Here is a 26,759-nt window from a genome sequence, read left to right as displayed (position 1 = left end):
GCTACGCGGCAGCCCCCCGAGGGAGCCTGGGCCCGCCTTGGGGCGGCCCGGCGCCGGGCCCAGGGGGGCGAAACCGGCGGACTGGCGGAGCCAGATCCGCGGTTTCCTGGATCTAGGGAAACTATCTTGGACTGAATCACTGTTGCTACCGCTGGCAGCCAGCGATAGCAACCGCGCTACGACCCATGAGGGTCCCACTAGACCCAGGATGCGGTGGATCCGGCTCCGCCGGTCCACCCGCATCGCCCCCTGGGGGGCGCGCGTCAGCGCGTAGGGGGGAGCGTAAAAAAAACGGGACACCGAAGTGTCCCGTGAATATCCGCCTCAAGTGGGGGGGAGGGAGGAGAAAAGCAGAGGCGGACGTATCGGCTGGTACCGGCAGACTGCACCGGAAGAAACATCGAGCGGGGGGAAGCCCGACATTCCGACACGAGGGCGTTGCACCCAAAGCGTGTCCCACCTGACGGTTAGTCCGAATCCATGCGCGGAAGTTCACCCGCCACCCGTGTTTCCACGTAAATTTCCGCCAATTCTGTAACTTCGTGTGACGGTTGTCGCGCCCAAGCAAAAGGGCGGATCCGGTGCTCCGGAATCCGCCCTCGGGCTCGTGTCGCCCTGGCCGCTGCCTGCGGGGTCAGGCGTACTCGGCCAGTGCGCCGCGCATCTTGGTCATGGCGCGTGCCTCGATCTGGCGGATGCGCTCGGCGGACACGCCGAACTCGTCCGCGAGTTCCTGCAGCGTGGCGCCGCCCTCGTCCTTCAGCCAGCGCGCCTCGATGATGCGGCGCGACCGTTCGTCCAGGCTTTCCAGGGCCTGCAGGAGTCCGCTGCCGTGCAGTTCGTCGCGGCGGCGTTCTTCCAGGATGGCGCTGGGCTCTTGCTGGCCTTCGTCCGACAGGTAGGCGATGGGGGCGAAATCGTTTTCGCCGTCATCGGTGCCACGGCCTTCCAGGGCCATGTCCTGCCCGTACAGGCGCACTTCCATCTCGGTCACGTCCTGCGGCCGCACGTTCAGGCTGGCGGCGATTTCCTCGACCTGTTCCGGCGTCAGCGCATGCGAGTCCGGCTTCAGGCTGCGCAGGTTGAAGAACAGCTTGCGCTGGGCCTTGGTGGTCGCCACCTTGACCAGGCGCCAGTTCTTCAGGATGTACTCGTGAATCTCGGCCTTGACCCAGTGGATGGCGAAGGACACCAGCCGCACGCCGCGGTTGGGGTCGAAGCGCTTGACGGCCTTCATCAGGCCGACGTTGCCTTCCTGGATCAGGTCGGCGTGCGGCAGCCCATAGCCCAGGTACTGGCGGGCGATGGCCACCACCAGACGCAGGTGCGACAGCACCAGTTCGCGGGCGGCGTTCAGATCCTGCTTTTCCTGATAGCGCTGGGCCAGCTCGTGTTCCTGCTCGGCCGTCAGCACCGGCAGCCGGTTGACGGCACCGATATAGGCTTCGATCGTTCCAAGGGCGCCCGGGTTGGCGATGGCCAGGGCCAGCGCGCCCGGACCGCTTGTGGCGGGTGCGAGGACGTTGGACTGATTCGACGAACGTTTCATAAACGGCTTACCTCCATGTCTGAAGGTTAGCACTCTCGAACAAAGAGTGCTAATGGGTGTTTTTGATGGGTGCGATAAAGCGAATCGATCGCTGTGCGTTGCAGCACGGCGGTCTAACCCGGCCGGGCCGGCGTCAGGGCGACCGACGGAAGGCCAGGGGTAGGCGGATGATCAGGGTTTCATACTGCATAGACCATGAAATCGGCGTATCGTTCGCGGAAACCTGCATTTTTCGACCTTCGATATTGATGCGTCCCTAGAAATGGCCCGTCTCCCCCGTCTGTACGCCCCGGATCTTCCCCACCTCGCCCAGGCCCGTTTCACGGTGCCCTTGTCGGCGGGAGGCGACGGCGGCGCCATGCTGGACCAGGTCGCGGCGTGGGTGGAGGCGGATGCCAGGCAGCACGGGGTGGCGGTGCATGGGTGGGCGCTTACCTTTGACCAGTTGCTGCTCCTGGCCACCCCCACCGGTCCAGGAGGGATCTCGGCCGTGATCCAGTCCCTGGGGCGTCGCCTGGCGGCCCGGCTGCATATAGGAAGGGTCTTCGCCGGCCGCTTCCGCTCCACCCTGGTCGAGCCGGGAGCCTGGGTGCTGCCCGGTCTGATCTGGCTCGAGACCGTCCCGCTGCGTCAAGGGCTGGCGGGCGATGCGGAGCTGTGGCGATGGTCTTCGGCCCCGGCGCATATGGGTGCCGCATCGGCCGGCATGCTGCATGACCACGCCGACTACTGGGCCTGCGGCAACACGCCGTTCGACCGTCAGGCCAACTACCGCGCCCGGATGGCCGAAGGCGTGGCGCCGTCCACGGCGCTGCGCATCGAGCAGGCGCTATATGGCCAATGGGCCCTGGGTGGTCCGGCCTTCGTGCAGTCGCTGGAGGGCACCAGCAGCCGGCGGGCCGCCGCAAGCAAGCGGGGAAGGCCGCGCAAGCAACCCAAGGCCGAGGGCGAAAACGCACGGTAATGGTGCGACCCCAATTTAATTTCCTCGATTTGTAGCCTGGATAATAATTGGGGACGTTCCCCTATTTATTTTTCTTGCAGCCCCTGGTGCGCCGCAGTATCGTCGATTCCCCCGGCGCGGCCCCCGTGCGCGCGCCGGGTTCGGAATCCCGATGTCCAGTACCCCGGATTCGTGCCCGGCACACGAATTCTTCTGCGGAGCGCACCATGCCCCTATCCAGCCAGGACCACCTCTCGGCCCCGTCGTCCCGGACGACCGTCATCGACGCCTCCCGCATCGGCCTGCCCGCTCCGCGCCAGCCGGACGCCCAGGGCCTGTACGACCCGTCCAACGAACACGACGCCTGTGGCGTGGGCTTCGTGGCCCATATCAAGGGCCAGAAAAGCCATTCCATCATCCAGCAGGGCCTGAAGATCCTCGAGAATATCGACCACCGCGGCGCGGTGGGGGCCGACGCGCTCATGGGCGACGGCGCCGGCATCCTGATCCAGATCCCGGATGCGCTGTACCGCGAGGAAATGGCGACCCAGGGCGTGGTCCTGCCCGCTCCCGGGGAATATGGGGTCGCCATGGTGTTCCTGCCCCAGGAAATGGGGTCGCGCCTGGCCTGTGAGGCCGAACTCGAGCGCGCCGTGCGCGCCGAGGGCCAGGTGGTGCTGGGTTGGCGCGACGTGCCCATCGACAAGGAAATGCCGATGTCGCCCAACGTGAAGGTCATGGAGCCGGTGATCCGGCAGCTCTTCATCGGCCGGGGCGGCGACGTCATGGTGCCCGATGCACTCGAGCGCAAGCTGTACGTGATCCGCAAGATGGCCTCGCACGCCATCCAGAAAATGCACCTGAAGCACGGCAAGGAATACTTCGTGCCGTCGATCTCCAGCCGGACCGTGGTCTACAAGGGCCTGCTGCTGGCCGACCAGGTGGGCCGCTACTACCGCGACCTGGCCGACTCGCGCGCCGTCACGGCGCTGGCCCTGGTGCACCAGCGTTTCTCGACCAACACCTTCCCGGCCTGGCCGCTGGCCCACCCCTACCGCCTGATCGCCCACAACGGCGAGATCAACACGGTCAAGGGCAACTTCAACTGGCTGCGCGCCCGCGAAGGGGTGATGCAGTCGCCGGTGCTGGGCGACGACCTGAAGAAGCTCTACCCCATCGTCTACGAAGGCCAGTCCGATACCGCCACGTTCGACAACTGCCTCGAACTGCTGGTCATGTCCGGCTATTCCATCTCGCACGCGATGATGATGATGATTCCCGAGGCCTGGGAACAGCACGCCGAGATGGACGAGGCGCGCCGCGCCTTCTACGAATACCATGCCGCGATGATGGAGCCCTGGGACGGCCCGGCCGCCATCGCCTTCACCGACGGCCGCCAGATCGGCGCGACGCTGGACCGCAACGGCCTGCGTCCGGCGCGCTACATCGTCACCGACGACGACCTGGTCATCATGGCCTCGGAGTCCGGCGTGCTGCCGGTCCCGCAAAGCAAGATCGTCAAGAAGTGGCGCCTGCAGCCGGGCAAGATGTTCCTGATCGACCTGGAACTGGGCCGCATCATCGACGACAAGGAACTGAAGGACCAGCTCGCCAACAGCAAGCCCTACCGCCAGTGGATCGAGCGCATCCGCATCAAGCTCGACACGCTGCCCGAGCCGATCCGGGAAGAGATCGAGGAAGGCCGTTCGTCGGTGCCCATGCTCGACCGGCAGCAGGCCTTCGGCTGGACCCAGGAGGACTACAAGTTCATCCTGCGCCCCATGGCCGCCCTGGGCGAGGAAAGCACCGGCTCGATGGGCAACGACGCGCCGCTGGCCGTGCTGTCCGGCAAGAACAAGAGCCTCTACAACTACTTCCGGCAACTGTTCGCGCAGGTCACCAACCCGCCCATCGATCCCATCCGCGAAAACCTGGTGATGTCGCTGGTGTCGTTCATCGGGCCCAAGCCCAACGTGCTCGACATCAACAACGTGAACCCGCCGCTGCGCCTGGAAGTGGCGCAGCCGGTGCTGGACTTCGCCGACATGGCGCAGATCCGCCACATCGAGCGCGTCACGAACGGCAAGTTCAAGAGCTTCGAGCTGGACATCACCTATCCGGCCGCCTGGGGCAAGGAAGGCATCCAGGCCCGCGTGGCGGCGCTGTGCGCCCAGGCCGTGGACGCCGTCAAGAGCGGCTACAACATCCTGATCGTGTCCGACCGCCTGGTCGACAGCGGCCGCGTGGCCATACCCGCGCTGCTGGCCACCTCGGCCGTGCACCAGCACCTGATCCGCGCCGGCCTGCGCACCAGCACCGGCCTGGTGGTGGAAACCGGCTCGGCCCGCGAAGTGCATCACTTCGCGCTGCTGGGCGGCTACGGCGCCGAGGCCGTGCACCCCTACCTGGCGATGGAAGCGCTGGCGCACGAGCATGAGCACGACGCCAAGGTACCGGTGGACAAGGCCATCTACAACTACGTCAAGGCCATCGGCAAGGGCCTGCAGAAGGTCATGTCCAAGATGGGCATCTCGACCTACATGTCGTACACCGGCGCCCAGATCTTCGAGGCCGTGGGCCTGAACCGCCCGCTGGTCGAGCAGTATTTCCCGGGCACCGCCAGCAACATCGAGGGCATCGGCATCTTCGAGGTGGCCGAGGAATCCCTGCGCATGCACAAGGCGGCCTTCGGCAACGATCCGCTGCTGGAAGGCGCGTTGGACGAGGGCGGCGAGTACGCCTTCCGGATCCGCGGCGAAGAGCACATGTGGACGCCCGACGCCATCGCCAAGCTGCAGCATTCCACCCGTGCGGACAACTACCGCACCTACAAGGAATACGCGCAGATCATCAACGACCAGAGCAAGCGCCACATGACGCTGCGCGGCCTGTTCGAATTCAAGTTCGATCCGGCCCATGCCATCCCGCTGGCCGAGGTCGAGCCGGCCAAGGACATCGTCAAGCGTTTCGCCACCGGCGCGATGTCGCTGGGCTCGATCTCGACCGAGGCCCATTCTGTGCTGGCGATCGCGATGAACCGCATCGGCGGCAAGTCCAACACCGGCGAGGGCGGCGAGGACGAGCTGCGCTATCGCGCCGAACTGCAGCACGGAAAGGCCGGCATCAAGGACGGCGACACGCTGGCTTCGGTGCTGGGCGCCGACCGGGTGGTGGCCGACGTGCCGCTGAAGGCGGGCGATTCGCTGCGTTCGCGCATCAAGCAGGTGGCCTCGGGACGCTTCGGCGTGTCGGCCGAGTACCTGGCCAGCGCCGACCAGATCCAGATCAAGATGGCGCAGGGCGCCAAGCCCGGCGAAGGCGGCCAGCTGCCTGGCCACAAGGTATCCGAATACATCGCCAAGCTGCGCTTCTCGGTGCCGGGCGTGGGCCTGATCTCGCCGCCGCCGCACCACGACATCTATTCCATCGAAGACCTGGCCCAGCTCATCCATGACCTGAAGAACGCCAATCCCCAGGCGTCGATCTCGGTCAAGCTGGTGTCCGAGGTCGGCGTCGGCACGGTGGCCGCGGGCGTGGCCAAGGCCAAGTCCGACCACGTGGTCATCGCCGGCCACGACGGCGGCACCGGCGCCTCGCCCGTGTCGTCCATCAAGCATGCCGGCACGCCGTGGGAGCTGGGCCTGGCCGAGACGCAGCAGACGCTGGTGCTGAACCACCTGCGCGGCCGCATCCGCGTGCAGGCCGACGGCCAGATGAAGACCGGCCGCGACGTCGTGATCGGCGCGCTGCTGGGCGCCGACGAGTTCGGCTTCGCCACCGCGCCGCTGGTGGTCGAAGGCTGCATCATGATGCGCAAGTGCCACCTGAACACCTGCCCGGTGGGCGTGGCCACGCAGGATCCGGTTTTGCGCGCCAAGTTCCAGGGCAAGCCCGAGCACGTCGTCAACTTCTTCTTCTTCATCGCCGAGGAAGTGCGCGAAATCATGGCCCAGCTGGGCATCCGCAAGTTCGACGAGCTGATCGGCCGCTCCGACCTGCTCGACATGCGTGCCGGCATCGAGCACTGGAAGGCGCGCGGCCTGGACTTCAGCCGCGTGTTCCACCAGCCCCGCGTGGCGGCCGAGGTGGCCCGCCTGCACGTGGACGAGCAGGACCACGGCCTGGCCAAGGCGCTGGACCACCAGTTGATCGAGCGCGCCCGCCCCGCCATCGAGCGCGGCGAGAAGGTCTCGTTCATCACGACGGTGCGCAACGTGAACCGCACCATCGGCGCGATGCTGTCCGGCATGGTGGCGCGCAAGTACGGCTACGAGGGCCTGCCCGACGACACCATCCACATCCAGTGCAACGGCACGGCGGGCCAGAGCTTCGGCGCGTTCCTGGCGCACGGCGTGACGCTGGACCTGGTGGGCGACGGCAACGACTACGTCGGCAAGGGCCTGTCGGGTGGCCGCATCATCGTGCGTTCTCCCAATGATTTCCGGGGCCATGGCCCCGAGCACATCATCGTCGGCAACACCGTGTTGTACGGCTCGCTGTCGGGCGAGGCCTATTTCAACGGCGTGGCGGGCGAACGCTTCGCGGTGCGCAACTCGGGCGCCGCGGCGGTGGTGGAAGGCGTGGGCGACCACGGCTGCGAATACATGACTGGCGGCACCGTGGTGGTGCTGGGCGAGACCGGCCGCAATTTCGCCGCCGGCATGTCGGGGGGCGTGGCCTACGTCTACGACCCGGACGGCTCCTTCCGCCTGCGCGCCAACCTGGCCATGGTCGAGCTGGAAGAGGTCGTTCCCGCGGCGCTGCAGGAGAAGGACGGTTCGCAGCGCCTGTGGCACAGCATGGTGCGGGGCGGCGAGCGGGATACCGACGAGGCCATCTTGCGCCGTCTGGTCGAGAACCATTTCCGCTACACCGGCAGCTTCCGCGCCCGCGACATCATGGATTCCTGGGACACGGCCCGCACCCGGTTCGTCAAGGTCATGCCGACGGAATACCGGCGCGCGCTGGGCGAAATGTGGGACGCCCGGAATCCGCAGAAGCTGGCCGCCTAGGCACGCCCTGCCGCCGGGAGGCGGCGCGAACCGTAACGAAATCGGGGCCGGCGCGGCGTACGCGCCGGCCCCAAACAGGATAGTCAGGAAAGAGCCATGGGTAAGGTCACCGGATTTCTGGAATACCAGCGTCTGCAGGAAGCGGCGGAAGCGCCCGAGCAGCGCGTCAAGCACTGGAAGGAATTCGTCCTTCATCTGAACACCGAGCAGGCCAGGCAGCAGGGCGCCCGGTGCATGGACTGCGGCATCCCGTTCTGCACGAACGGCTGTCCGGTCAACAACATCATTCCCGACTGGAATGACCTGGTGTATCGCCAGAACTGGAAGCAGGCCCTGGCGGTGCTGCACTCCACCAACAATTTCCCCGAGTTCACCGGGCGCATCTGCCCGGCGCCCTGCGAAGCGGCGTGTACGCTCAACATCAACAGCGACGCCGTCGGCATCAAGTCGATCGAGCACGCCATCATCGACCATGGCTGGGAACACGGCTGGGTCGTTCCCGTGTCGCCCAAGACCAGGACGGGCAAGAAAGTGGCGGTGGTCGGCTCCGGCCCCGCCGGGCTGGCCTGCGCCCAGCAACTGGCGCGCGCCGGGCACGAAGTGACGGTGTTCGAGAAGAGCGACCGCATCGGCGGGCTGCTGCGCTACGGCATTCCCGACTTCAAGCTGGAAAAGTGGCAGATCGACCGCCGCATGGCGCAGATGGAGCAGGAAGGCGTCGTGTTCCGCCCCTCGACCTTCGTCGGCCGGGCCGAGGACGCCAAGGCGCTGGGCATTTCCGCCTCGGTGAAGACGCCGCAGGAGCTGCAGGCCGAATTCGACGCCATCGTCGTGTCGGGCGGCTCGGAAACCCCGCGCGACCTGCCGGTGCCGGGCCGCGAGCTCCAGGGCGTGCATTTCGCGATGGACTTCCTGCGCCAGCAGAACAAGGTGGTGGCGGGCGACAAGCTCAAGGACCAGATCATGGCCACGGGCAAGCACGTCATCGTGATCGGTGGCGGCGACACCGGGTCGGACTGCGTGGGCACCAGCAACCGCCACGGTGCGGCCTCCGTCACGCAGTTCGAGGTCATGCCGCAGCCCCCGGTGTCCGAGAACAAGGAACTGACCTGGCCGTACTGGCCGCTGAAGCTGCGGACCTCTTCGTCCCACGAGGAAGGCGTGGACCGCGACTGGGCGGTGTCGACCAAGACCTTCAAGGGCAAGGGCGGCAAGGTGACCTCGCTCGTGGCCTGCCGCGTCGAATGGGTGCGCGGCGACAACGGCCAGATGAAGATGGCCGAGGTCGAGGGCTCCGAGTTCGAACTGCCGGCCGACCTGGTGCTGTTCGCCATGGGCTTCGTGTCGCCGGTGCAGCAGGTGCTGGAAGCCTTCGGCGTCGAGCGCGATGCCCGGGGCAACGCGCGTGCCAATACCGACGACTACCGCACCAACGTCGACAAGGTCTTCGCAGCCGGCGACATGCGGCGCGGCCAGTCGCTGGTGGTCTGGGCCATCCGCGAAGGCCGCCAGTGCGCGGCCTCGGTCGATACCTTCCTGATGGGCTCGACCGAGCTGCCTCGCTAAGCGGGGGGAGGGCCCGCAGGCCCTCTCGTTCGGCGCCGCGTCATCGCGCCGGATCCTCGGCCGTGTCAGCCTGCGCAAGCTGCAGCGACATGGCCAGGAAGCGGCGGATTCCTTCCGCGTCCACGTTGCGGCGGTGCGCCAGTTCCAGCGGCACCGTGAACGCCGTGGGCGGATCCAGCGGCCGGTAGACCACGCAGTCGGGCTGGATCGAGCGCATCGACTGCGGCACGATCGAGATGCCCAGCCCCGCCGCCACCAAGTGGATGGCCGCGATCAGCCGCGGCACTTCTTCCACCGCGCGAGGCACGAAGCCATTGCGCTGGCACACCTCCATCAGCATGTCCTTGATACCCCATCCGTTGAGTGGATGGAACAGGATGAAGTCCTCGTCCTTCAGCGCGGCCAGCGCGATGCCTTGCCGCGGCTCCTGGGCCAGCCGGTGGTTCGACGGCACGGCGACCACCATGTTCTCGCGTACCAGCGTCACGCTTTCCAGGCTTGAATTGGCGGGCAGCGGCGAGCGCACGAAAGCGATGTCCAGCCGTTCCTGTTCGACCGCGTGCAGCAGGTCATGCGTCGTGCCTTCGCCTATCTCCAGGAACATCAGCGGATAGCTGGTGCGAAAGGCGCGCACGATGCGTGGGGTCAGCTGGTGCAGTGACGCCGAGCTGGTGAAGCCGACGCGGATCCTTCCTTCCTCGCCCAGGTCGAAGCGCCGCACGCGCTGGACGGCGGCCTCCACGTCGGCCAGGACCTTCCGCACATCGCTCAGGAACAGTTTGCCGGCCGCGTTGAGCCGGATGCTGCGCGGCCGGCGATCGAACAATTGCACGCCCACTTCTTGTTCCAGCGCCTGGATCTGTTGGCTCAACGGCGGCTGCTGGATGGCCAGCCGCGAGGCGGCGCGGGTCATGTGCTCTTCCTCGGCCACCGCCACGAAGTAGCGCAGATGCCTCAATTCCATCTTGTCTCTCCGGCTCCACGAAAATCATATTTTATATATATCAATAAGCGACGAAATATGTATTTTTCTGGTTTTTGGATATCAATTAGTCTGGCAGCGCGATACAGACAGACTGATTCGAGGAGCCATGAACAAAGAAGCCGAAGTGATCATCATCGGGGCCGGTACCGGCGGGTTGGTGCTGGCGCTGAGCCTGCACCAGATCGGCGTGGCGTGCCGGGTGTACGAAGCGGTGTCCGACATCCAGGCCATCGGCGCGGGCATCAACCTGCTGCCGCACGCCGTGCGCGAACTGGACGAACTGGACCTGGTGCCGGAGCTGGACCGCGTGGGTATCCGCACCAAGGATGCCTCCTACTACAACCACCACGGCCAGTTCATCTATCGGGAATTGGCGGGCGAGGGCGCCGGCTACGACTGGCCGCAGTTCTCCATCCACCGAGGCGACGTCCAGCAGGTGTTGTTGAAGGCCGTGCGCGACCGGCTGGGCCAGGATGCCGTCGTCACGGGCCATCGCTGCGTCGGCGTCGAGCAGGACGGCGACGGCGCGACCGCCTATTTCACCGGTCCGCAGGGCCAGGATCTTCCGTCCGCACGGGCCGGGGTCGTGGTCGGCTGCGACGGCATCAAGTCGGCCGTCCGCCGGCAGTTCCTGCCCGACGAGGGAGAACCGGTGTACTCGGGCATCACCATCTGGCGGGGCGTGACGCCGTTCAAGCCATTCCTGAGCGGCGCTGACACCATACGCGCGGGCTGGATGAGCGTCGGCAAGCTGATGGTCTATCCGATACGCGAACAGGTCGACGCCGACGGCAACCAATTGCTGAACTTCGTCGCGTCGCTCGAGCGTCCCAAACCCGAGCGCTACGACTGGAATCGCTTCGCCAGGCACGAAGACTTCGTCGACGCCTATATGGGCTGGACATTCGATTGGCTGGACGTGCCGGCGCTGCTGCTGAAAGCCGAGCCCATCCTGATGTTCCCGATGGTGGATCGCGATCCGGTCCCGACCTGGACCTTCGGCCGCGTCACGCTGCTGGGGGACGCCGCGCATCCCATGTATCCGCGCGGTTCCAACGGCGCGGGCCAGGCCATCCTGGATGCCCGCTACATGGCGGGTTGCTTCAAGCGCAAGGGCGTGACGACCGAGGCGCTGCGCGAATACGACGAGGTGCGGGTAGCGGCCACGGCCAAGGTGGTCAGGATGAACCGTGCCGCGCCGCCCGACACCATCCTGCGGGTGGTGTACGAGCGTACGCAGGGCAAGCCCTTCAACAAGATCGACGACGTGATATCGCAGGCCGAGCTCAGGGAAATCTCCGAGCAGTACAAGCGCGCCGCCGGATTCGACATCGAATACCTGCGCACGCGGCCTTCCTATGTCCTGTGACGCCGAACCATGTCTGAGGAGACTGAATTGAAACGACCCGGACTGATCATCCCGCCGCTCACTCCCTTCGGTGCCGACCTGAGGGTCGACCGAGAAGCGCTCGGGCGTGGCGTGGATTACGTGGTTGAGGATTGCGGCGCGGCCATGGTGGTCGCCGCCGGCGTCGAGGCGCAGGAGTATCACTATCTCACGATGGAGGAGCGGCGCGACCTGATCCGGATGACCGTCGACTTCGTCGATGGCCGCTGTCCCGTGGCCGTGGGGGTCTCGCATCCGTCGTATCGCGTGGCGGTCGAGTTGGCCCATTTCGCCGAGGAGCTTGGCGCGCAGGCGGTGCAGTTGCTGGCGCCGCTGCGGCCGTTCGGCGGAGAGCCCACCCAGGCCGAGCTGATCGCCTACTTCGAAGCGGTCGCGCGCGAAACGCGCCTGCCCATCGTGCTGTACCTGAATCCGGGACCGGGCGCGGATCCCTCGCCGGCCACCACGCTGGAGCTGGCCAAGCTCGATGGCGTGAAGTACGTCAAGGAAAGCTCGCGCAATCTGCTGCGTGTCGCGCAATTGATCCAGCAGATCGACGTGGCCGGCCATGCCGAGTACTACACCACCATGCAGATGCTGCTGATCACGCTGCAATTGGGCGGCTCGGGCGTCACGCTGCCGCCGCCGGCCGCTCGGCTGGCTCGCCTGGTGGTCGAGGCGTTCGCGGCCGGCGACATGGAGGAGGCCGCCAGGCTGCAGGCGCAGTTCTCGCTGTTTCCGGCCCAATGGATGGGGTATGGCCTGGCGCCGGTGATGAAGGCGGCAATGCGGGTCCTGGGTATCGATGCCGGCGACCCCTATCCGCCGTATCGCGCCATCGGGGGCGAGGCGTTGGCCGACCTGGAGCGCTACCTGCGCACCACGGATCTGGCAAAGGGGAGGTAGGCGCCATGTTGACCAGCAAGCGGCTTTCCATCGAAGAGGCCGAGATCCTGATGCGCGGCGCGGCGGACGAGGCGCGCCGCATGGGTATTCCGATGTGCATCGCCGTGACCGACGACAGCGGTCAGTTGATCCGCTTCGACCGCATGGACGGCGGCAAGATCAGCAGCATCTCGATCGCGATCGACAAGGCGTTCACCGGCGCTGCAGCGCGCAAGGGCACCCACGTCTACAACCAGCTCTGCGTGCCGGGCGAACCCACCTTCGGCATTCACGTCACCAATGGCGGCCATTTCTGCGTCATTGGCGGCGGCCTGCCGGTCACGGTGGATGGGCAGGTGGTGGGCGGCATCGGCATCAGTTCGGGCACCGCCATCGAGGACCAGGCCTGTGCCGAGGCCGCGCTGAACCATTTTCGCGAGCAGACCGGCTACCGGCCGTAGGGGCGCCGGCAACAAGACAGAGGACAGCCCCTGGACCCGGCCCCGGTGGGGTCGGCGTCTTGCGTTCGTCCCGCCAGAAAGGAGACAAGACACCATGATTTCCATGAGATCCGCGGTTGTTTTTCCCGCCGGCTGCCTGCTGGCGTGCTCGCTCGCGTGGGCGGACTACCCCGAGCGTCCCGTTCGCATCATCGTGCCCTACGAAGCAGGGGGCGGCGCCGACATGATCACGCGCCTGGTCGCCCTGCAACTGGGCAACCGCCTGAAGCAGAGCGTGATCGTCGAGAATCGCGGCGGCGGCAGCAATACCATAGGCATGAACGCGGTGGCCAAGTCGACGGCCGACGGCTACACGCTGGGCCTGGTCACGCCGACCTTCGTGATGACGCCGCTGCTGATCAAGAACCATCCGTACAAGCCGCTGGCCGATCTCACCGCGGTCGGCATGGTCGCCACGGCGCCATTGGCGCTGGTCGTGCATCCCAGCGTGCCGGCCCGAACCGTGCAGGAATTGATCGCCATCGCCAAGGCTCGTCCCGGCCAGTTGAACTTCGCCTCGGGCGGCGTCACGTCCACCCAGGGGCTGGCGGGCGTGCTGTTCGCCTCGATGGCGGACATCGACGTGGCCAATGTTCCCTACAAGGGCAGTTCGCAAGCCATGACGGACCTGCTGGCGGGCAACGTGCAATTCATGTTCAACCCCATGGCGTCGGTGCTGCCGCACATCGCCAGCGGCAAGCTGCGTGCGGTGGGAGTGTCGAGCGACGCTCCTGCGTCGCTGCTGCCTGGCGTGGGGACGGTTGCCGCGGCGGTCCCCGGCTATCACGTCACGGGCTGGTTCGGACTGGTGGCGCCCGTCGGCACACCCGGCCCGGTGATCGACAGGCTCAACCGCGAACTGGCTTCCATTCTCGGGGCACCCGGGGTTGCCGAGCAGATGAAGGAATGGGGCCTGGAGCCCAAGCCCATGGCCGTGCGCGATTTCACGGCCTTGCTCGCGGCGGAAAGCCGCAAGTATGCCCAGATCATCAAGACCCAGAACCTTGCACTGGAATGAAGGAGCGGCGATGAACGACAGTAGTCATACGCAACAGGGTGCCTTGCACATTGGCGGGCAAGGCGCGGGCGGGGCGATCCTGTTCTCCGAAATGCGCCCCGAGGCCGCCTGGGAGGACGAATTCAACACCTGGTACGACACCGAGCATATTCCGGTCCGTATGGCCGCCCCCGGTTTCATCGGCGCCCGCCGTTACCGAGCCACCGGGAGCGACGACTACCTGGTCGTCTACGAGATGGCGTCGATGGCGGCGCTGGCGACGCCCGAATACGATCGCATCAAGAACCAGCCCAGCGAGCTGACCCGCCGCATGCTGGGCGAGGTGCACGGTTTCACGCGGTATCTGGGCGAGACGTTGGCCATGGCGGGCGGCGCCCGGGCCGATGCGCTCGATGCGCCGCTGCTGTTCGCGGCGATGTTCGACGTGCCGCCGGCGGAACTGGCCGACTTCGATGCCTGGTATGAGCAGGATCATGTGCCGCTGTTGCTGGAATGCAGCGATTGGCTGATGGTTCGCCGCTTTCACCTGACGGTGGGGGAACCCCGGCCCTTCAACCGGCTGGCCTTGCATTACCTGGCTTCGGAGCAGGCGCTGTCATCGCCCGCCCGCGACAAGGCCAGGCAGACCCCCTGGCGCGAGCGGATGGCCGGGCGCGATTGGTTCGGCAAAGGCCGCTACGCCGTGTTCCGGCGTTTCGGCCGGACCCGGTTCGCCATCCGCTAGCAGGGTTGGCGGCGCTCATACTCATATTAATCATTGCTTAAAAGCCTGGTGGCACCATGCCCCGAGTCGTCCGGCCGGACCTCGGGGCGTTTTCATGTGGATGCGCTGGCGCGCCGTGCGGTTGTTGTAAAAACGTAAACCGCCGCGGGGCGCCGTGGTTCATAATCTGCACTCTTCCATGGGCCATGCAGGCCGGCGTCCGGCGCGCCATGGACAGGATGCGCATCCGCCGCCGGCGAAACGCGGTGTATGCGCCTAGGGACAAAACCCGCTGCCGCCTAAGGGTTAGCACGGTGCCCAGGCGTGCTGCTGTTAGAATCCCTCGCTGGATTCCCCTCGTACCCGCCGGTTTTTTGCAAGCAACGCCTATCTTTTCAACTCTTCCTGCCTCTACATGCCTGATTCGGCACGATCCACGCATTCCCCCACCGATGTGGCGCTAGCCTTCGACGGCCTGTCGGTGGGCTATGGCGACCGTGTCATCCTGCGGGACGTCGACATGCAGGTCCGTCGCGGGCAGGTGGTGGCCATCATGGGCGGCTCGGGGTCGGGCAAGACCACGCTGCTGCGCGCGGCCACGGGCCAGTTGCCGCCCCAGGCGGGCAGGGCGCTGGTCCTGGGTGAGGACATCGGCCAGGCCTCGGGCGACCGCCTGTTCGACCTGCGCAAGCGCATGGGCGTGCTGTTCCAGCAGGGCGCGCTGTTCACGGACCTGGACGTCTATGAAAACGTGGCGTTCCCGCTGCGCGAGCATACGTCCATGACCGAACAGGAGATCCTGGAGCGGGTGCTGTCCAAGCTGGATGCCGTGGGCCTGAAGGCGGCCGCCTTCCTGCGCACCTCGGAAATCTCGGGCGGCATGGCGCGCCGGGTCGCGCTGGCGCGGGCCGTGGTGCTGGAACCCGAGCTGATCCTGTACGACGAGCCGTTCGCCGGCCTGGATCCGATCTCCATGGGCGTGACCGCCCAGTTGATCCGGACCATGACCGACCGGCTGGGCTGCGCCTCGGTGCTGATCACGCACGACGTGCAGGAATCCTTCCACATCACCGACCAGGTCTATCTGCTGGGGCGCGGCACCGTCGTCGCCGGCGGCACGCCGGCCGAGCTGTCCGCCTCGCAGGACCCGTTCGTGCACCAGTTCCTCCACGGCGAACCCGATGGTCCGGTGGCTTTCCAGTATCCCGAGACGCCTGCCTACCAGGCCTGGCTCGAGCGCCAGCGGAGGATGCGCTGATGGCCCTGACCCGTTTCCTGATCTCGGTGGGCGCCGGCACGCGCGCATCGCTGGTCGGCCTGGGCACCTTTGCCCGGTTTTTCATCGAGTTGCTGTTCAAGAGCGGCACCGCGCTGCGCCGTCCGAGGTTGGTGGTGCAGCAAATCCACTTCATCGGCAACTATTCGCTGGTGATCATCGCCGTATCGGGCCTGTTCGTCGGCTTCGTGCTGGGGTTGCAGGGCTACTACACCCTGAACCGCTACGGTTCCGAGCAGGCGCTGGGCCTTCTGGTCGCGCTCAGCCTGGTGCGTGAACTGGGGCCGGTCGTGACCGCGCTGCTGTTCGCCGGCCGGGCCGGGACCTCGCTGACCGCCGAGATCGGCCTGATGAAGGCGGGCGAGCAATTGTCGGCCATGGAAGTCATGGCCGTGGATCCCGTGCGCCGGGTGCTGGCGCCGCGCTTCTGGGGTGGCGTCATCGCCATGCCGCTGCTGGCCGCGGTGTTCTCGGCGGTCGGTATCCTGGGCGGCTGGGGCGTGGGCGTGCTGCTCATCGGCGTGGACGACGGCGCTTTCTGGTCGCAGATGCAGAACGGCGTCGACGTCTGGAAGGACGTGGGCAACGGCGTGCTCAAGAGCGTCGTCTTCGGCGTGGCGGTCACGCTGATCGCGCTCTACCAGGGTTATTACGCCAAGGCCACGCCCGAGGGCGTGTCGCGCGCGACCACGCGTACCGTCGTGGCCGGGTCGCTGGCGGTGCTGGGCCTGGACTTCCTGCTGACCGCCTGGATGTTCGGCAACTAAACATGGCGCGGCGCCCGCCGGGCGGCCGCTGCAAGCAATTGGCTAAGGGACCCGCTATTCGGGCGGGATACCGGAGGAATACGAGATGTCGCGAGAAAAAGTCGATCTCTGGGTGGGAATATTCGTGCTGGTGGGCGCGCTCGCCCTGGTCTTCCTGGCCCTGAAGGCAGGCAACCTGCTGAGCGTGCTGTCGGTGGGCAAGACCTATGCGGTAACGGCCAATTTCGACAATATCGGCGGGCTCAAGCCCCGCGCGGCGGTCAAGAGCGCCGGCGTGGTCGTTGGGCGGGTGTCCAGCATCGCGTTCGACGACAAGATGTTCCAGGGCGTGGTCACGCTGGACCTGGACGCGCGCTATCTGTTTCCCACCGATTCGTCCGCCAAGATCCTGACCTCGGGGTTGTTGGGCGAGCAGTACATCGGCATCGAGCCGGGCGGCGAGGACAAGAATTTCGGCCCTGGCGACAAGATTCGCTATACCCAAAGCGCGGTCGTGCTGGAGAATCTGATCAGCCAGTTCCTCTACAGCAAGGCCGCCGAAGGCGGTAACGGCAAGCCGGCGGAAGGCGGTTCCACGGGCTCGGAACCCGCCGCGAAATGACGACGAGTGTATGAAAATGAATAAGAAATTCCTGGCATTGATACTGGCCGCCGGGCTGGCGGGCTGTGCCACCGCACCGGAAGGGCGGCCGGCCGACCCGCGGGATCCCCTGGAGGGATTCAACCGCGGCATGTACAAATTCAACGATACGGTCGATCGTGCCGTGCTCAAGCCGGTGGCGCAGGGCTACGTGAACGTGGTGCCCTCGCCAGTGCGCAGCTGCGTGCGCAACATGTTCGCCAACGCGGGCGACGTGATGTCGGCCATCAACAGTTTCCTGCAGAACCGCGCGCCGGACGGCATCAACACCACCTTCCGCGTGCTGCTGAACACCACGATGGGCGTGTTCGGCTGCTTCGACCTGGCCACGCAGAACGGCCTGCCCCGCAACAAGGCCGATTTCGGCCAGACCCTGGGGGTCTGGGGCGTCGGTTCCGGTCCGTACCTGGTGCTGCCGCTGCTGGGGCCCAGCACCATCCGCGACGCGGGCGGCACGGCGGTCGATTTCCTGGCCGATCCGGTGGCCGTCAGCAACATCGACAACGTGCCCGTGCGCAACAGCGTCTACGGCCTGCGGGTCGTGAACGCGCGCGCCAACCTGCTCGAGGTGGGCAACCTGCTCGACCAGGTCGCGCTGGATCCGTATACCTTCACCCGCGACGCCTACCTGCAGCGGCGCGCCAGCCTGATCCGCGGCGCCAATGGCGCGGAAGGCGCGCTGCCGGACTACTCGCTGCCCAACTACGACGACGATGACGATGCCGCGGCGCCCGCCCCGGCGTCGGATACGCAGAAAAAGTAAGGATTTCCATGGTTTCGCAAGACATGACAATGCCCGCGGCGACCACGCCCCGGATCCTGACCTGGCTGCTGGCGCTGTTCGCCGGCGTGGCGCTGGCCATCGGCGGCATGCAGGCCGCCCGGGCGCAGGGCGCCGGTTCGCCCGAAGCGCTGATCCAGCAGGTCACCGGCGAAGTTCTGACCGCCATCAAGGCCGATCCGTCGGTGCAGTCCGGCAACCCGCAGCGCCTGTTGCAACTGGTGGACCAGAAGATCCTGCCCTACGTCGATTTCGAGAAGACGACGCGGCTGGCAGCCGGCCGCTACTGGCGCCAGGCGACGCCCGAGCAGCAGAAGGCGCTGGTCAAGGAGTTTCGCACCACGCTGGTGCGTACGTATAGCGGCGCGGTCTCGTCCGTGAAGCAGCAGACCGCCGTGGAGTTGCGCCCCTCGCACTATCCGGCCGACGCCACCGACGTGGTGGTGAAGACCGCGATCAAGCAGCCGGCCGGCGACCCCATTCCCGTGGACTACCGGATGGAGAAGGCGGGCCAGGGCTGGAAGATCTACGACGTCAACGTCCTGGGCGTGTGGTTGATCGAGAACTACCGCAACCAGTTCTCGCAGCAGATCGGCCAGAACGGCGTGGATGGGCTGATCAAGTCCCTGGCGGAGCGGAACGCTGCGTTCAAATGACCCCCCTACGCGCTTACGCGCGCCCCCAGGGGCGGCACTGGCGGACCGGCAAAGCCGGATCCGCTGTGCCCTGGGGTAGGCCGGGCAGTCAGCTCTTGCTGTTTCCGACCATCCTCTATAATGGGGAATTGCCCGGCGTTTGCCGGGATTTGCGCTTTTTGGGGCCTGCGGGCCCATGTCGGCGCGGTAGTGTTTTCTGATCAAGCCATGTCATCCGCCGTTCGCATCGAGCATGTTTCCAAGGTGTACCCCAGGCAGACCAGCCTGTGGCGGCGCATGGGCGCTGGCCAGGTGGTGGATGGGTTCCAGGCGCTGAACGATGTCAGCCTGGACATCGCCCAGGGCGAGTTCTTCGGGCTGCTGGGGCCGAACGGCGCGGGCAAGACCTCGCTGATCGCGATCCTGGCGGGGCTGTCGCGCGCGACCACGGGCCAGGTGTCCATCTGCGGCTACGACGTCGTGTCCCAGTTCCGCGCCTCCCGGCGGGCGCTGGGCGTGGTGCCGCAGGAACTGGTGTTCGACCCGTTCTTCACCGTGCGCGAGACGCTGCGCATCCAGTCGGGCTATTTCGGGCTGCGCAACAACGATGACTGGATCGACGAGATCCTGGAAAACCTGGGCCTGACCTCCAAGGCCGACGACAACATGCGCGCCCTGTCGGGCGGCATGAAACGGCGGGTGCTGGTGGCGCAGGCGCTGGTGCACCGGCCGCCGGTGATCGTGCTGGACGAACCCACCGCCGGCGTGGATGTGGACCTGCGGCGCACGCTGTGGCAGTTCATCTCGCGCCTGAACCGCATGGGCCACACCATCCTGCTCACCACCCACTACCTGGAAGAAGCCGAGGAGCTGTGCGGCCGCATCGCCATGCTCAAGGCCGGCCGCATCGTGGCGCTGGACACCACGCGGGCGCTGCTGGCCAAGGTCGGCGGCTCGCGCCTGGTGCTGCACATGGGGGCGTCGGGCTGGCCCGCGGGCAAGAGCCGCGCGCTGGACGAGCGGCTGGTGCAGCGCCAGGGCAACCGGGCGGTGCTGCGCCTGGACACCAGCACGGAACTGGAGTCCCTGCTGGCGCAGGTCCGCACGGCGGGAGGCGCCATCGAAGGCATCGAAGTGCTGCCCGCCGACCTCGAGGATGCTTTCCTGAACATCATGCACGGGGACTCCGCCTCGGCGTCGCTGGAGAAGGCGGCATGAGCGTCGTCGCACGGCCGCCCGAGGGCGGCGTTACCACCACCGGTTCCGAGCCCGCCAAGCCGGCTGGCTTCGTCGGCCTGCAGCCCAACCTGAACGCGGGCTCCGGCTTCCTGACGCTGTTCTACAAGGAAATGCTGCGCTTCTGGAAGGTGGGCTTCCAGACCGTGGGCGCGCCGGTGATGACGGCGGTGCTGTACCTGCTGATCTTCGCCCACGTGCTGGAGGGGCGCGTCACGGTGTACGGCACCGTGCCGTACACGGCCTTCCTGATCCCCGGGCTCATGATGATGAGCATGCTGCAGAACGCGTTCGCCAATTCCTCGTCGTCGCTGATGCAAAGCCGCGTCACCGGCAACCTGGTCTTCATGCTGCTGCCGCCGCTGACCCACTGGGAAGTCTTCTGTGCCTACGTGCTGGCGGCCATCGTGCGCGCCCTGTTCGTCGGGCTGGGGATCTACGCGGTGTCGCTGTTCTTCGCCGCGCCGCATTTCGCCGAACCGCTGTGGATGCTGGTGTTCGCCGTGCTGGGCAGCGGCATCATGGGGGTGCTGGGGCTGGTCGCCGGGATCTGGGCCGAGAAGTTCGACCAGATGGCGGCTTTCCAGAATTTCCTGATCATGCCGGCAACTTTCCTGTCCGGGGTATTCTATTCCGTGCACTCGCTGCCGCCGTTCTGGCAGGCGGTGTCGCACTGGAATCCGATCTTCTACACCATAGACGGCTTCCGCTACGGATTTTTCGGGGTCTCCGACGTCACGCCCTGGCACAGCCTGGCGGTGGTCGCGGGGACGTTCCTGGTGGTGGCCGGGTTCGCGCTGCGCCTGTTGTCCACCGGCTACAAACTGCGTTACTGAGATGAAAGCCCCCCCCTACGCGCTGACGCGCGCCCCCCAGGGGGCGGCACTGGCGGACCGGCAGAGCCGGATCCGCGGTGCCCTGGGTCGGGCGCGGCGTTATGGATAACTGAGATGAGCACCATGCTTCCTTCTCCCGAGCAGGTCCGGCAATACATCGTCGATGGGCTGCCCTGTGAACATGTCGACGTGCAGGGCGACGGCCAGCACTTCGAGGCGGTCATCGTCAGCGCCGAGTTCGCGGGCAAGCGCCCCATCGCGCGGCATCAGCTGGTCTATGCCGCGCTGGGCGAGCGCATGCGGGAAGAAATCCATGCCTTGTCGATGCGCACCCTCACTCCCCAGGAATTCAAGGCGGGCAATTGATGGATAAGCTGCAGATCACCGGCGGTCGCCCCCTGCGCGGCGAGGTCGAGGTGTCCGGCGCGAAGAACGCCGCGCTGCCTTGCCTGTGCGCCGCGCTGCTGACCGCCGATACGGTCACGCTCGAGAACGTGCCCCAGCTCAACGACATCGGCACCACGCTGCGCCTCTTGCGCCAGCTGGGCGTGAAGGCCGAGCGCGCCAGCCAGCCGGGCGACCGGGTGGTGCTGGAGGCCAGCCGCGTCGAGTCGCTGGAAGCGCCGTACGAGCTGGTCAAGACCATGCGCGCTTCGATCCTGGTGCTGGGCCCGCTGCTCGCTCGCTTCGGCGAGGCCCGGGTCAGCCTGCCCGGCGGCTGCGCCATCGGCCAGCGTCCCATCGACCAGCACATCAAGGGGCTGGCGGCCATGGGGGCCGAGATCAGCATCGAGCACGGCTTCGTCGTGGCGCGGGCCAAGCGCCTGAAGGGCGCCACCATCCGCACCGACGTGATCACGGTGACCGGCACCGAGAACCTGATGATGGCGGCCGTGCTGGCCGACGGGCTGACGGTGCTCGAGAACGCCGCGCGCGAACCCGAGATCGTCGACCTGGCGGAATTGCTGATCAAGATGGGCGCCCGCATCAGCGGCCATGGCACGGACCGCATCGTGATCGAGGGCGTGTCCCGGCTGCACGGCACCACCCACCGGGTCATGCCGGACCGCATCGAGGCCGGCACGTTCCTGTGCGCGGTGGGCGCGGCGGGCGGGAAGATCGTGCTGCGCAATGCCGATCCGGCCAGCATGGGCGCCACGCTGGACAAGCTGGCCGAGGCCGGACTGGCCATCGAGTGCGGCCCCGACTGGATCGAGGCGGGCATGAATGGCCGGCCGCGCGCGGTGGGCTTCCGCACCCTGGAATATCCCGGTTTCGCGACCGACATGCAGGCCCAGCTGATGGCCCTGAATGCCATCGCCGAAGGCACCGCGGTCATCACCGAGACCATCTTCGAGAACCGCTACATGCACGTGCAGGAACTGCGCCGGCTGGGAGCGGACATCGAGATCGACGGCCACACGGCCGTGGTCAAGGGCGTGGCGAACCTGTCGGGCGCCACCGTCATGGCGACCGACCTGCGGGCCTCGGCCAGCCTGGTCATCGCCGGCCTGGTCGCCGACGGCCTGACCACGATCGACCGCATCTATCACCTGGACCGCGGCTACGAGCAGATGGAGCGCAAGCTGTTGCAGCTGGGCGCCGACATCCGCCGCGTGGGCGGATCCGGAGGGCAGGCACGATGAGCGCCTTCGCCCCGGCCGATCCGAACACGCCCATCACGCTGGCGCTGTCCAAGGGCCGCATCTTCACCGAGACCATGCCCCTGCTGGCCGAGGCCGGCATCACGGCGGCCGAGGACCCGGAGAAGTCCCGCAAGCTGATCCTGCCGACCAGCGACCCCGGCGTGCGCATCATCATTGTGCGCGCCTCGGATGTCCCCACCTATGTCCAGTACGGCGCCGCCGATCTGGGGGTGGCCGGCAAGGATGTGTTGATCGAGCACGCGGCCCAGCATCCGGGCGGCCTGTATCAGCCCGTGGACCTGCGCATCGGCAAGTGCCGGCTGTGCGTGGCCGTGCCCGAGGGTTTCGACTACGCCAGCGCGGTGCGCCAGGGCGCCCGCCTGCGCGTGGCGACCAAGTACGTGCAGGCCGCGCGCGAGCATTTCGCCGCGAAAGGGGTGCACGTCGACCTGATCAAGCTGTACGGGTCGATGGAGCTCGCGCCGCTGGTGGGGCTGGCCGACGTGATCGTCGACCTGGTGTCCACCGGTGGGACATTGCGGGCCAACAACCTCGTCGCGGTCGAAGATATCATGGACATATCGTCGCGCCTGGTGGTCAACCAGGCGGCCCTGAAGACCCGGCGACACCGGCTGCAGCCTCTGATCGACGCCTTCGCGCGCGCCAGCCTGGCCATGCCGGCCTGACCTGGCGACCTCCGCGGGGCGCTCGCCGCGCGGCCAGCCCGCCGCGCCATGCAGAGGCTGCATCGTCCATCGCCAACGCGCCGCCGGCGCGGGGCAGGGCTGCCTTCCGGAAACCGATTTTGCAGAGCTAGCGTATGTCCCTCATCAACCGACTCGATACCCGTAGCGACGACTTCCGAACCCGCCTGCACGCGCTGCTGGCCTTCGAAGCGTCCGAGGACGCGTCCATCGAACGCGCCGTGGCCGACATCCTGCTGGACGTCCGCACCCGCGGCGACGGCGCGGTGCTCGAATACACCCACCGCTTCGATCGAGTCCAGGCCGCGTCCATCCGCGAACTGGACATCCCCCGCGCCGACTGGGCCGCGGCCCTGGAGGCGCTGCCGCGCGAGCAGCGCGCCGCCCTGGAAGCCGCCGCCGACCGCATCCGCAGCTACCACGAGCGCCAGCGGACCGAAACCTGGACCTACACCGAGCCCGACGGCACCGTGCTGGGGCAGAAGGTCACCCCGCTCGACCGCGTGGGCCTGTACGTGCCCGGCGGCAAGGCGGCCTACCCGTCGTCGCTGCTGATGAACGCCATCCCGGCCAAGGTGGCCGGCGTGGGCGAGGTCGTCATGGTCACGCCCACGCCCGACGGCGTGCGCAATCCCATGGTGCTGGCCGCCGCCGCCATCGCCGGCGTCGACCGCGCGATCGCCATCGGCGGCGCCCAGGCGGTGGGCGCGCTGGCCTACGGCACGCCGTCCATCGCCCCGGTCGACAAGATCGTGGGGCCGGGCAACGCCTATGTCGCCGCCGCCAAGCGGCGCGTGTACGGGACGGTGGGCATAGACATGATCGCCGGCCCCAGCGAGATCCTGGTCATCTGCGACGGCAACACGCCGGCCGACTGGATCGCCATGGATCTTTTCTCGCAGGCCGAGCACGACGAACTGGCCCAGGCCATCCTGCTGTGCCCCGACGCCGGCTACATCGCCCAGGTCGAGGCCGCCATCGCCCGGCTGCTGCCGACGATGCCGCGCGCGCAGATCATCCGCACCAGCCTGGCCAACCGCGGTGCGCTGATCCTGGTGCGCGACCTGGAAGAGGCCTGCGCCATCGCCAACGACATCGCGCCCGAGCACCTGGAAATCTCCACCGCCGAGCCCGAGCGCTGGGCCGACCTGATCCGCCACGCCGGCGCGATCTTCATGGGCACGCACAGCTCGGAGTCGCTGGGCGACTACTGCGCCGGCCCCAACCACGTGCTGCCGACCTCCCGCACGGCGCGCTTCTCGTCGCCGCTGGGCGTGTACGATTTCCAGAAGCGGTCGAGCCTGATCAAGGTCTCGGGCGCCGGCGCGCGCACCCTGGGCCGCGTCGCCGCCACCCTGGCCCATGGCGAAGGGCTGCAGGCGCATGCGCGCAGCGCCGAATACCGCCTGGACGACGGCAGCGCCTCGTGACGCCGCCGCCCATTCAACCCGACCATCCGGAAACGATCATGCGTACCGCCGAGATCACCCGCAACACCAACGAAACGCGCATCCGCGCGGTCGTCAACCTCGACGGCACCGGCAAGCAGAACCTGCAGACCGGCGTGCCGTTCCTGGACCACATGCTCGACCAGATCGTGCGCCATGGCCTGATCGACATCGACGTCGTGGCCGACGGCGACCTGCACATCGACGCCCACCACACGGTCGAGGACGTCGGCATCACGCTCGGCCAGGCCGTGGCCAAGGCGGTCGGCAACAAGGCCGGGATCCGCCGCTACGGCCACGCCTACGTGCCGCTGGACGAAGCCCTGTCGCGCGTGGTGGTGGATTTCTCCGGCCGGCCCGGCCTGGAGTTCCACGTCCCCTTCACGCGGGCCATGATCGGCCAGTTCGACGTCGACCTGACGCGCGAATTCTTCCAGGGCTTCGTCAACCATGCCCTGGTGACGCTGCATATCGACAACCTGCGGGGCGTCAACGCCCACCACCAGTGCGAGACGGTGTTCAAGGCCTTCGGCCGGGCGCTGCGCATGGCGCTGGAGGTCGACCCGCGCGCCGGCGGCACCGTGCCGTCGACCAAGGGAGTGCTCTAGATGAGAACAGCCCCCACGCTCACTACGTTCGCTGCCCCCCGGGGGGGCGTGTCAGCCCCTTGGGGCGGCCCGGCGGAGCTGACATGACGCGCATAGCCATCGTCGACTACGGCATGGGCAACCTGCGCTCGGTCGCCCGGGCGCTCGAGCACGTCGCGCCCGAGGCCGAAGTGCGTATCTGCAGCGATGCGGCCGGCGTGCGCGCGGCCGACCGGGTCGTGTTCCCGGGGCAGGGTGCGATGCCCGACTGCATGCGCTACCTCGAGGAAACCGGCCTGCGCGAGGCGGTGGTCGAGGCGTCCCGCAGCAAGCCCCTGCTGGGCGTGTGCGTGGGCGAGCAGATGCTGTTCCAGCGCAGCGAGGAAGGGCCGGCAGACGGCCTGGGCATCTTCGACGGACAGGTCGTGCGCTTCGCCGGTCCGGCCTTCGAGGGGCCCGAGCGGCTGAAAGTGCCCCACATGGGCTGGAACCGCGTGCGGCAGACCTTGTCCCATCCCCTGTGGGACGGCGTGGCCGACGATACCTATTTCTACTTCGTGCACAGCTACTATGTGGCACCCGCCGATCTAGGGGTAATTGCCGGTCAATCCGATTACGGGGTCGCCTTTACCTGCGCGGTAGCCAGAGATAACATCTTCGCAACTCAGTTTCACCCAGAGAAAAGCGCGGGGGCGGGCCTGCGTATCTACCAGAATTTCGTGCGGTGGAACCCGTGAGCCCCATTAGCCGACAAGGCCCCCTTTTTCCGTCCCGCAGCCCAGTTAGCGCCACTGATTCGAACGACATCCTGATTCGCCATGCTCCTCATTCCCGCGATTGATCTCAAAGACGGTCGTTGTGTCCGCCTGCGCCAGGGCGATCTCGACGATGCCACCGTGTTTTCCGAAGAACCCGCCGCCATGGCCACGCACTGGCTGGAGCAGGGCGCGCGCCGGCTCCACCTGGTGGACCTGAACGGCGCCGTGGCCGGAAAACCCAAGAACGAAGCCTCCATCAAGGCCATCCTCGACGCCGTTGGCGATGACATCCCGGTGCAGATCGGCGGCGGCATCCGCGATCTCGACACCATCGAGCGCTACCTGGACAACGGCATTTCCTACGTGATCATCGGCACCGCGGCGGTCAAGAACCCCGGGTTCCTGCATGACGCCTGCAGCGCCTTCCCCGGCCAGATCATCGTCGGCCTGGACGCCAAGGACGGCAAGGTGGCCACCGACGGCTGGAGCAAGCTGACCGGCCACGACGTGACCGACCTCGCCAAGAAGTTCGAGGACTACGGCTGCTCGTCCATCATCTACACCGACATCGGGCGCGACGGCATGCTGTCGGGCGTCAACGTCGAGGCCACGGTCAAGCTGGCCCAGCACGTGCGCATCCCGGTCATCGCCTCGGGCGGCATCGCCAACCTGACCGACATCGAGCAGCTCTGCGCCGTCGAGGACGAAGGCGTGGAAGGCGCCATCCTGGGCCGCAGCATCTACGAGGGCACGCTGGATTTCCAGGCGGCGCAGGCCCGCGCGGATGCACTAGGTACCCCCCCTACGCCCTGACGGGCGCCCCCCCAGGGGGGCGATGCGGGTGGACCGGCGGAGCCGGATCCATCGCATCCTGGGGGAACAACCGCGCTGATCCGC

Annotated in this window: 24 protein-coding genes; 22 read left to right on the top strand and 2 right to left on the bottom strand. The window is 67.0% G+C overall.

All coding sequences use genetic code 11. The annotated features are described in order from the left end of the window. Positions 1-634: 634 nt before the first annotated feature. Positions 635-1,549: an RNA polymerase sigma factor RpoH gene (rpoH, locus tag EV675_RS01710; protein WP_130355705.1), complete on the bottom strand. Its 915-nt coding sequence runs from the start codon at positions 1,547-1,549 to the stop codon at positions 635-637. A gap of 262 nt (positions 1,550-1,811) precedes the next feature. On the opposite strand from rpoH, the gene EV675_RS01705 reads away from it, so the two are divergent. From EV675_RS01705 to EV675_RS01695, 3 genes are all read left to right on the top strand, one after another. Beyond that, on the top strand, positions 1,812-2,513 hold the full coding sequence (locus EV675_RS01705) for a hypothetical protein (protein WP_130355704.1): 702 nt from the start codon (positions 1,812-1,814) through the stop codon (positions 2,511-2,513). A 206-nt stretch (positions 2,514-2,719) separates the two neighbouring features. Continuing rightward, positions 2,720-7,504, top strand: a complete 4,785-nt coding sequence (locus EV675_RS01700; RefSeq protein WP_130355703.1) for a glutamate synthase-related protein — start codon at positions 2,720-2,722, stop codon at positions 7,502-7,504. A 96-nt stretch (positions 7,505-7,600) separates the two neighbouring features. Next, positions 7,601-9,070 carry a glutamate synthase subunit beta gene (locus EV675_RS01695; RefSeq protein WP_130355702.1) on the top strand — a complete coding sequence of 490 codons (1,470 nt, stop codon included), beginning with the start codon at positions 7,601-7,603 and terminating at the stop codon, positions 9,068-9,070. Positions 9,071-9,110: 40 nt separating this feature from the next. Here EV675_RS01695 and EV675_RS01690 read toward each other — a convergent pair whose 3' ends face one another. After that, entirely contained in the window at positions 9,111-10,034 is a 924-nt protein-coding gene (locus EV675_RS01690) for a LysR family transcriptional regulator (RefSeq protein WP_130355701.1), read from the bottom strand. Positions 10,035-10,161: 127 nt separating this feature from the next. On the opposite strand from EV675_RS01690, the gene EV675_RS01685 reads away from it, so the two are divergent. The 19 genes from EV675_RS01685 (at position 10,162) to hisA (ending at position 26,675) form a co-directional block, all read left to right on the top strand. Next, positions 10,162-11,424, top strand: coding sequence for a flavin-dependent oxidoreductase (locus tag EV675_RS01685; RefSeq protein ID WP_130355700.1), 1,263 nt, complete (start codon positions 10,162-10,164; stop codon positions 11,422-11,424). Between the two features lie 27 nt (positions 11,425-11,451). Next, positions 11,452-12,348 carry a dihydrodipicolinate synthase family protein gene (locus tag EV675_RS01680; RefSeq protein ID WP_242621299.1) on the top strand — a complete coding sequence of 299 codons (897 nt, stop codon included), beginning with the start codon at positions 11,452-11,454 and terminating at the stop codon, positions 12,346-12,348. Positions 12,349-12,353: 5 nt separating this feature from the next. Beyond that, entirely contained in the window at positions 12,354-12,788 is a 435-nt protein-coding gene (locus EV675_RS01675; RefSeq protein ID WP_130355698.1) for a GlcG/HbpS family heme-binding protein, read from the top strand. A 94-nt stretch (positions 12,789-12,882) separates the two neighbouring features. Beyond that, positions 12,883-13,845 (top strand): tripartite tricarboxylate transporter substrate binding protein, encoded by a 963-nt coding sequence (locus EV675_RS01670; protein WP_130355697.1) that lies wholly within the window; start codon positions 12,883-12,885, stop codon positions 13,843-13,845. Between the two features lie 10 nt (positions 13,846-13,855). Beyond that, positions 13,856-14,569, top strand: a complete 714-nt coding sequence (locus tag EV675_RS01665; protein WP_130355696.1) for a DUF4286 family protein — start codon at positions 13,856-13,858, stop codon at positions 14,567-14,569. A 394-nt stretch (positions 14,570-14,963) separates the two neighbouring features. Next, positions 14,964-15,806, top strand: a complete 843-nt coding sequence (locus EV675_RS01660; RefSeq protein ID WP_130355695.1) for an ABC transporter ATP-binding protein — start codon at positions 14,964-14,966, stop codon at positions 15,804-15,806. Continuing rightward, positions 15,806-16,591, top strand: coding sequence for a lipid asymmetry maintenance ABC transporter permease subunit MlaE (gene mlaE / locus EV675_RS01655; protein ID WP_130355694.1), 786 nt, complete (start codon positions 15,806-15,808; stop codon positions 16,589-16,591). The genes EV675_RS01660 and mlaE overlap by 1 nt, the downstream gene beginning before the upstream one ends. 85 nt (positions 16,592-16,676) lie before the next feature. Beyond that, positions 16,677-17,192 carry an outer membrane lipid asymmetry maintenance protein MlaD gene (gene mlaD / locus EV675_RS01650; protein WP_130355693.1) on the top strand — a complete coding sequence of 172 codons (516 nt, stop codon included), beginning with the start codon at positions 16,677-16,679 and terminating at the stop codon, positions 17,190-17,192. A 16-nt stretch (positions 17,193-17,208) separates the two neighbouring features. After that, positions 17,209-17,994 (top strand): MlaA family lipoprotein, encoded by a 786-nt coding sequence (locus EV675_RS01645; RefSeq protein ID WP_130355692.1) that lies wholly within the window; start codon positions 17,209-17,211, stop codon positions 17,992-17,994. 23 nt (positions 17,995-18,017) lie between these two features. Continuing rightward, positions 18,018-18,668, top strand: coding sequence for an MlaC/ttg2D family ABC transporter substrate-binding protein (locus tag EV675_RS01640; RefSeq protein ID WP_242621298.1), 651 nt, complete (start codon positions 18,018-18,020; stop codon positions 18,666-18,668). Between the two features lie 276 nt (positions 18,669-18,944). Beyond that, entirely contained in the window at positions 18,945-19,865 is a 921-nt protein-coding gene (locus EV675_RS01635; RefSeq protein WP_242621414.1) for an ABC transporter ATP-binding protein, read from the top strand. After that, entirely contained in the window at positions 19,862-20,719 is an 858-nt protein-coding gene (locus EV675_RS01630; protein ID WP_130355690.1) for an ABC transporter permease, read from the top strand. The genes EV675_RS01635 and EV675_RS01630 overlap by 4 nt, the downstream gene beginning before the upstream one ends. Positions 20,720-20,842: 123 nt before the next feature. Further along, positions 20,843-21,085: a BolA family protein gene (locus EV675_RS01625; protein ID WP_130357862.1), complete on the top strand. Its 243-nt coding sequence runs from the start codon at positions 20,843-20,845 to the stop codon at positions 21,083-21,085. Continuing rightward, complete coding sequence (murA, locus tag EV675_RS01620) at positions 21,085-22,365, top strand: UDP-N-acetylglucosamine 1-carboxyvinyltransferase (RefSeq protein WP_130355689.1); 1,281 nt, start codon at positions 21,085-21,087, stop codon at positions 22,363-22,365. The genes EV675_RS01625 and murA overlap by 1 nt, the downstream gene beginning before the upstream one ends. Continuing rightward, positions 22,362-23,051 (top strand): ATP phosphoribosyltransferase, encoded by a 690-nt coding sequence (hisG, locus tag EV675_RS01615; protein WP_130355688.1) that lies wholly within the window; start codon positions 22,362-22,364, stop codon positions 23,049-23,051. The genes murA and hisG overlap by 4 nt, the downstream gene beginning before the upstream one ends. Positions 23,052-23,185: 134 nt before the next feature. Then, positions 23,186-24,499: a histidinol dehydrogenase gene (gene hisD / locus EV675_RS01610; RefSeq protein ID WP_130355687.1), complete on the top strand. Its 1,314-nt coding sequence runs from the start codon at positions 23,186-23,188 to the stop codon at positions 24,497-24,499. A gap of 38 nt (positions 24,500-24,537) precedes the next feature. Further along, on the top strand, positions 24,538-25,125 hold the full coding sequence (gene hisB / locus EV675_RS01605; RefSeq protein ID WP_087838611.1) for an imidazoleglycerol-phosphate dehydratase HisB: 588 nt from the start codon (positions 24,538-24,540) through the stop codon (positions 25,123-25,125). Positions 25,126-25,208: 83 nt separating this feature from the next. Then, the gene (gene hisH / locus EV675_RS01600) at positions 25,209-25,841 is read left to right on the top strand and encodes an imidazole glycerol phosphate synthase subunit HisH (protein WP_124691506.1); all 633 of its coding nucleotides are present in this window, start codon (positions 25,209-25,211) and stop codon (positions 25,839-25,841) included. 81 nt (positions 25,842-25,922) lie between these two features. Beyond that, a complete protein-coding gene (hisA, locus tag EV675_RS01595) occupies positions 25,923-26,675 on the top strand; it encodes a 1-(5-phosphoribosyl)-5-[(5-phosphoribosylamino)methylideneamino]imidazole-4-carboxamide isomerase (protein ID WP_130355686.1) in 753 nt (250 codons plus the stop codon). Positions 26,676-26,759 lie beyond the last annotated feature (84 nt).

This window comes from Pigmentiphaga kullae (assembly GCF_004216695.1).
Taxonomy (GTDB): Bacteria; Pseudomonadota; Gammaproteobacteria; order Burkholderiales; family Burkholderiaceae_B; genus Pigmentiphaga; species Pigmentiphaga kullae.
The sequence above is the reverse complement of the archived record's forward strand: the minus strand, read 5'-3'. Positions and strand labels throughout refer to the sequence as shown.

What these genes read in the sequence shown, in the direction of transcription:
- EV675_RS01675 (WP_130355698.1), top strand. Translation starts at nt 12,354, where the DNA reads ATGTTGACCAGCAAGCGGCTTTCCATCGAAGAGGCCGAGATCCTGATG.
- rpoH (WP_130355705.1), bottom strand. Translation starts at nt 1,549, where the DNA reads ATGAAACGTTCGTCGAATCAGTCCAACGTCCTCGCACCCGCCACAAGC.
- hisB (WP_087838611.1), top strand. Translation starts at nt 24,538, where the DNA reads ATGCGTACCGCCGAGATCACCCGCAACACCAACGAAACGCGCATCCGC.
- murA (WP_130355689.1), top strand. Translation starts at nt 21,085, where the DNA reads ATGGATAAGCTGCAGATCACCGGCGGTCGCCCCCTGCGCGGCGAGGTC.
- EV675_RS01695 (WP_130355702.1), top strand. Translation starts at nt 7,601, where the DNA reads ATGGGTAAGGTCACCGGATTTCTGGAATACCAGCGTCTGCAGGAAGCG.
- EV675_RS01640 (WP_242621298.1), top strand. Translation starts at nt 18,018, where the DNA reads ATGACAATGCCCGCGGCGACCACGCCCCGGATCCTGACCTGGCTGCTG.
- EV675_RS01625 (WP_130357862.1), top strand. Translation starts at nt 20,843, where the DNA reads ATGCTTCCTTCTCCCGAGCAGGTCCGGCAATACATCGTCGATGGGCTG.
- hisD (WP_130355687.1), top strand. Translation starts at nt 23,186, where the DNA reads ATGTCCCTCATCAACCGACTCGATACCCGTAGCGACGACTTCCGAACC.
- EV675_RS01660 (WP_130355695.1), top strand. Translation starts at nt 14,964, where the DNA reads ATGCCTGATTCGGCACGATCCACGCATTCCCCCACCGATGTGGCGCTA.
- hisA (WP_130355686.1), top strand. Translation starts at nt 25,923, where the DNA reads ATGCTCCTCATTCCCGCGATTGATCTCAAAGACGGTCGTTGTGTCCGC.
- EV675_RS01705 (WP_130355704.1), top strand. Translation starts at nt 1,812, where the DNA reads ATGGCCCGTCTCCCCCGTCTGTACGCCCCGGATCTTCCCCACCTCGCC.
- EV675_RS01630 (WP_130355690.1), top strand. Translation starts at nt 19,862, where the DNA reads ATGAGCGTCGTCGCACGGCCGCCCGAGGGCGGCGTTACCACCACCGGT.
- EV675_RS01645 (WP_130355692.1), top strand. Translation starts at nt 17,209, where the DNA reads ATGAATAAGAAATTCCTGGCATTGATACTGGCCGCCGGGCTGGCGGGC.
- hisH (WP_124691506.1), top strand. Translation starts at nt 25,209, where the DNA reads ATGACGCGCATAGCCATCGTCGACTACGGCATGGGCAACCTGCGCTCG.
- EV675_RS01670 (WP_130355697.1), top strand. Translation starts at nt 12,883, where the DNA reads ATGATTTCCATGAGATCCGCGGTTGTTTTTCCCGCCGGCTGCCTGCTG.
- EV675_RS01690 (WP_130355701.1), bottom strand. Translation starts at nt 10,034, where the DNA reads ATGGAATTGAGGCATCTGCGCTACTTCGTGGCGGTGGCCGAGGAAGAG.
- mlaD (WP_130355693.1), top strand. Translation starts at nt 16,677, where the DNA reads ATGTCGCGAGAAAAAGTCGATCTCTGGGTGGGAATATTCGTGCTGGTG.
- EV675_RS01635 (WP_242621414.1), top strand. Translation starts at nt 18,945, where the DNA reads ATGGGCGCTGGCCAGGTGGTGGATGGGTTCCAGGCGCTGAACGATGTC.
- EV675_RS01700 (WP_130355703.1), top strand. Translation starts at nt 2,720, where the DNA reads ATGCCCCTATCCAGCCAGGACCACCTCTCGGCCCCGTCGTCCCGGACG.
- EV675_RS01685 (WP_130355700.1), top strand. Translation starts at nt 10,162, where the DNA reads ATGAACAAAGAAGCCGAAGTGATCATCATCGGGGCCGGTACCGGCGGG.
- EV675_RS01665 (WP_130355696.1), top strand. Translation starts at nt 13,856, where the DNA reads ATGAACGACAGTAGTCATACGCAACAGGGTGCCTTGCACATTGGCGGG.
- mlaE (WP_130355694.1), top strand. Translation starts at nt 15,806, where the DNA reads ATGGCCCTGACCCGTTTCCTGATCTCGGTGGGCGCCGGCACGCGCGCA.
- hisG (WP_130355688.1), top strand. Translation starts at nt 22,362, where the DNA reads ATGAGCGCCTTCGCCCCGGCCGATCCGAACACGCCCATCACGCTGGCG.